Annotated in this window: 3 protein-coding genes and 1 rRNA gene; 2 read left to right on the forward strand and 2 right to left on the reverse strand. The window is 73.8% G+C overall.

Annotation, left to right across the window (positions count from 1 at the left end; translation table 11 throughout):
• Both rrf and AB0O00_RS29415 read left to right on the forward strand, forming a co-directional pair.
• Window positions 1–84, forward strand: a 5S ribosomal RNA gene (gene rrf / locus AB0O00_RS29410); the annotation flags it as partial.
• A gap of 61 nt (window positions 85–145) precedes the next feature.
• The gene (locus tag AB0O00_RS29415; RefSeq protein WP_363656864.1) at window positions 146–1,000 is read left to right on the forward strand and encodes a phosphatase PAP2 family protein; all 855 of its coding nucleotides are present in this window, start codon (window positions 146–148) and stop codon (window positions 998–1,000) included.
• On the opposite strand, the gene AB0O00_RS29420 is transcribed toward AB0O00_RS29415, so the two are convergent.
• Together AB0O00_RS29420 and AB0O00_RS29425 are read right to left on the reverse strand one after the other, a co-directional pair.
• Window positions 993–1,556, reverse strand: coding sequence for an acetate uptake transporter (locus AB0O00_RS29420; RefSeq protein ID WP_363656866.1), 564 nt, complete (start codon window positions 1,554–1,556; stop codon window positions 993–995). The two genes, AB0O00_RS29415 and AB0O00_RS29420, sit on opposite strands and share 8 nt — an antisense overlap.
• Window positions 1,557–1,934: 378 nt before the next feature.
• Window positions 1,935–4,493, reverse strand: a complete 2,559-nt coding sequence (locus tag AB0O00_RS29425; RefSeq protein ID WP_363656867.1) for a SpoIIE family protein phosphatase — start codon at window positions 4,491–4,493, stop codon at window positions 1,935–1,937.
• Window positions 4,494–4,986 lie beyond the last annotated feature (493 nt).

Raw genomic sequence — 4,986 nt, forward strand, 5'->3', positions numbered from 1 at the left:
TACATTCCGAACCCGGAAGCTAAGCCTCACAGCGCCGATGGTACTGCAGGGGGGACCCTGTGGGAGAGTAGGACGCCGCCGAACAATCATTCCAAAAAGACCCACTCCCGACCGGGAGTGGGTCTTTTTGCGTTACCCTCTGCGAATGCAGAACCTGACCCTGACCTGGCAGTCCGCCGGGGGCACCGCCGTTGCTCTCTACGGGGGTGCGTACGTCAGCGCGCGGGTCAGGAAACCGGCCCTGTCGGCGCTCCTGCGCGAGGCCGGCACCCTGCTCGCCCTGTTCGCACTGTGGCAGCTGGTCGGGCACCTGTCGGTGATGAGCGCGGACCACGCGCTGGACCGGGCGAGCTGGATCCACCGGACCGAGCTGGCGATCGGGTTGCCGGACGAAGCGTCGTGGCAGGCCGCGATCACGCCCTACCCGGTGCTGGTGCGGCTGGCGAACTACTACTACGCGTCCATGCACTTCGGCGTCATGCTGCTCGTGCTGCTCTGGGTGTTCCTCCGGCACCGCGAGCGGTACGCGTGGGTGCGCAACACCGTGGTGATCACGACCGCGGTCTGTCTCCTCGTCCAGTTCATCCCGGTGGCACCGCCGCGGATGCTGCCGCAGAACGGCTTCGTGGACGTGGCCGCCGAGTACGGGCAGTCCGTGTACGGGGGCGCGGTCGGCGGCGTGGTGGTGGCGGACCAGCTGTCCGCGATGCCGTCGGTGCACGTGGCGTGGTGCGTGCTGGCGGCGGTCGCGGTGATCCGGGTGGCGCGGAGCCCGTTCCGCTGGCTGATGGTCCTGCATCCCGTCCTGACCGTCGCCGTGGTCGTCGTGACCGCCAACCACTTCTGGGCGGACGGCATCGTCGCCGTCGCGATCCTGTGCTTCGCCTACGCCGTCCTGGCGTTGACGGCACGTCGGCGGGGCCGGTCCTCCGTCGAGACGGAGGACCGGCCCCGGAGCGGGTCCGACGCGCGGACGTCGCGGACCGAGAAGGTCACTTGATCGGCAGGGCGATCCGACCCCACTTGCCGTTGCTCAGCCTGGCCGTGGCCCCGTACCAGGCGATGAGCCCGGCCAGCGCCGCGACCCAGCCCGCGAGCTTGGTGAGGCTGGCGTGGCTGCCGAACGCGCCGATGGCGGCGACCAGCAGGGACAGCGTCAGCAGGCCGTAGACGGCACGGTTGTACAGGCCCGCGCCCCAGCTCGCCGCGGTGAGGGTGAGGCCGAGCAGGGCCCACAGCAGCAGGAACAGCCCGGCGGCGTTCTTGCTCGCGCCGCCGGCCATCGACCAGGTCGCCCAGAAGGCGCCGAGGCTGGTGAAGGCGGTGCCGGTGAAGCCCTCGCCGCCGCGGAGCTGCCAGAGGCCCGCGACGAACAGGGTGAGGCCGCCGACGACGTGGGCGAGGTGGGCCGCGTCCCCGACGCCGGTGCCCTTGAGGATTCCGGTCGAGAGCAGGCCGAAGGCGAGAAGTGTGAGGCCGAGTGCGAGGTAGCCGAGGTTACCCGCGTCGGCTCCGGTGGGACGGGCGTTCGTTGCCCCGGAGGCGTCGTTGCTCACCGGAGGCTCCTTTCACTCTGGGCGCGCGCAGGGCGCAGTCAACGCAGGAGGGTGGTCCGAAGGAGTGGTTGCGAGAGGGTGCGCGCGACCGCGCCGAGGGCGCACGGCAGGAGCGTGCGCGGGCTGCGGTCAGAGGTGGTGGGCCGAGGCCGAGTGATCCGGGCCAAGGGTTCGGGCCAGGGGTTCGGGGGAAGTCCCCGCTGAGGTCGGTGTACCCGTGCCGACCTGGCTTGTACCCTTGTGAATCGCACAATTTGTGGCGTCGTCAGCTGTGGAACGCTCACGACCGGCCGCCGGGTGGGCCCGGGCGTGGCAGATCTGCTCAGCCGAGCCGAGCCAAGCCGCAGCCCGAGCACCGGGGTTACCGCGTACCGGGGCTCAGCCCACGCGCTGGGCCGGCACCCGCAGCGTCAGGATCGCCATGTCGTCGGACGGCGGCTCCGGGGCGAAGCGCTCGACCGCGCGCTGCACGCGCATGGCGACGGCTCCGGCGGTGAGGCCGGTGCAGCCGGTGAGGACCTCGGCGAGCCCGTCGTCGCCGAGCATCCGGCGGCCCTCGCGCCGCTCGGTGACGCCGTCGGTGACGCAGAGCAGGACCTCGCCGGGGGAGAGCACCAGGTGCTCGGCGGTGAGGTCGAGGTCGTCCATGACGCCGAGCAGCGGCTGCGGGGTGGCGGCGCGGTCGACCTGGCCGTCGGTGCGCAGCCGCAGCGGCAGCGGGTGGCCGGCGCAGACCAGGGACAGTTCGGTGCTGCCGTCCGGGCGGGGCGTCAGTTCGCCGTAGAGCAGGGTGAGGAAGCGGCTGCGCGAACCCTCGTCCAGGATGGCCGCGTTGAGCCGGCTGAGGACCTGCGGGGCGTCCAGGCCCTCGCGGGCGAGCAGGCGCAGCGAGTGGCGGGCGAGGCCGGTGACGGAGGCGGCCTCGGGGCCGGTGCCGCAGACGTCGCCGATGGCGAAGCCGTAGGTGCCCTCGCGGATGGTGAACAGGTCGTAGAAGTCGCCGCCGACCTCGTTGCCCTCGCCGGCGGCCTGGTAGTAGACGTCCACCTCGACGCCGGGGATCTCGGGCAGGTCGGGCGGCAGGAGGCTGCGCTGGAGTGCCTGGCTGGTGGCGGTGCGCTCGGAGTAGAGGCGGGAGTTGTCGAGGGCGAGGGCGGCACGGCGGGAGAGGTCCTCGGCGAGTTCGAGGATCTCCTGGCGGAAGCGGATGCCGGCCGGGGTGCCGAGGGCCAGCAGGCCGATGACGCGGTTGCGGGCGGTGAGCGGCAGGACGACGGTCTCGCCGAGCACGCCCGCGAGTTCGGGGCTGTCGGTGAACCCGCCGGCGGCGGTCTCGGCGGGCGCGGGCCAGAAGCGGGCGTTGTGGGCCGGGCCGGGGTCGGGCGCGGGGGTCTTGTCGAGCAGGCCGCGCAGCGCGTCGATGCGGTCCTCGTCCTCGTGCAGGACGAAGGCGAGGCCGGGGGCGGCGCCGTGATCGCCCTTGGTGTAGACGGCGCACCAGGAGGCGAGGGTGGGGACGGCCATCTGGGCCATCAGGGCGAGGGTCTGCTCGTGTTCGAGGGTGCCGGCGAGCAGGTCGGAGGCCTCGACGAGGAAGGAGAGCGAGCCGCGGCGCAGTCGTTCGAGCTCGGTGAGGCGGGTGCTCTCGACGGCGAGGGCGACCCGGTCGGCGGCGAACTGCAGGCGCAGCGCGTCCTCGTTGTCGTAGCGGCCGGGGGCGGCGGTGGCGATGCCGAGGGAGCCGATCAGCCGGCCCTCGACCTTGAGCGGGACGGTGACGAGGGAGCGCAGGCCGCTGCCGTCGAGCAGGGGCAGTCCGGTCGGACGGGCGGTCAGGTCGTCGTGGACGGTGGGCAGCCGGGCGGAGTCGTAGCGGTTGCCGTGCTCGACCGGGAAGCGGGTGTGGCGGCGGTGGCCGGTGGTGAGGCCGGTGGCGGCGCGGACCTCGAACTCGCTCTCGTCCTCGGTGGTGAGGAGCAGGTAGGCGGCGTCGGCGTCGAGGAGGTCGCGGGCGCGTTCGACGGTGCGCTGGAGCAGGGTGTCGAGGTCGTCGGTGGCGACCGGGCCGGCCAGCAGGTCGAGCCTGGGGCCGGCCGCATCGGGGCGGTCGCCGGGCAGGGTGCGGGCGGGGGAGCGCAGGACGGCGCGGTCGGGTTCGAGGACGAGGAGGCAGAGGGTGGACGGGACGCCCTCGGTGTCGCGGACGCGGACCTGGACGCCGTACACCTCCTCGGTGCGGCCGTCGGCGCGGCGGACGGCGAAGCCGCCCTCCCAGCGGGCGAGGCGCAGGGTCTCGGCGAGGCCGAGGCCGCGGGCGGGGGTGTCGGGCCAGACGGCGAGGTCGGCCCAGGGGCGGCCGAGGACGGTGTCGGCGGGGTGCTGGAAGAGGGCTTCGGCGTCCGGGTTCCAGGCGAGGACGCGGCCGGCGTCGTCGAGCTGGACGACGGCGACGTGCACCGGGCCGGGGCCGCTGGGCAGGTCGCTGCCGGGGGTGGCGGGGACGGCGTAGCGGGTGCCGGCGACGGGGACGGGCAGGGTGAGCCGGAACCAGACGGTCTTGCGGCCGGCGGAGTACTCGACGCCCCAGCGTTCGGCGAGGGCGGAGCACATCAGCAGGCCGCGGCCGCCCTCGCCGTCGGGGTCGGCGTAGCGGTCGGAGGCGGTGACGGGGCCGTCGGTGAAGGCGGGCAGGCCGCGTTCGGGGTGGTGGTCGGTGACCTCGATCCGGACGGTGCCGTCCTCGCGCAGGCAGCTGACCTCGGCGGCGGTGCCGGCGTGCACGACGGCGTTGGTGACGAGTTCGCTGACCAGGACGACGGCGTCGTCGACGACCTCGGGCAGGCCCCAGCCGAGCAGCGCGTCCCGGACGAAGCCTCGGGCGGCGGCCGCGGACCGGCCGTCGGGGTCGAAGGTGGCGGCTGCGCGCGCGGTGACCACGTTGCCACTTCTCCTCTGCTGCTGTTGCCCTGGCTGTCCGGGTGCGGCGCCGACTCCCGGTACGCGCCGGCGGGCGGCGGCGCTGGGTCGGGTCGTGGCCCGGTGCAGCGCTCCACCCTACTTTCCGCTTGGTTCCCCGTGGGGGCGGGGCGTCGAAACGGGCACCAGAGGGTGATTCTGCCCACGCGTTTCGGGAGAGGCGGTAACAACCGTGTGCAACCGGCCGTATACCCGGGGCCGGTGCTGCCAGACTGGGGGGTCCGCGACGGTCGTCGGGGCAGTACGGTCGACGCGGGTGCCGGTGCGTCGTGAGGTGCGGCCGGTGTGCAGCCCAGCCGGGGCGGTGCCCGGGCCCCGGTCCGCCGGGGCGCGGACGGCCACCGGACAGTTCACGAAGTGGGAGGGGCCCGTTGAGTTCGGCCACCAAGGACGCAACCGGTACGACGCAGGCCGCTCAGCGCGGTGCTCGCCCCGGGGCCGCGCCGCGGAGCGC

The sequence above is a fragment of the Kitasatospora sp. NPDC093558 genome (genome assembly GCF_040683475.1).
Classification (GTDB): Bacteria; Actinomycetota; Actinomycetes; order Streptomycetales; family Streptomycetaceae; genus Kitasatospora.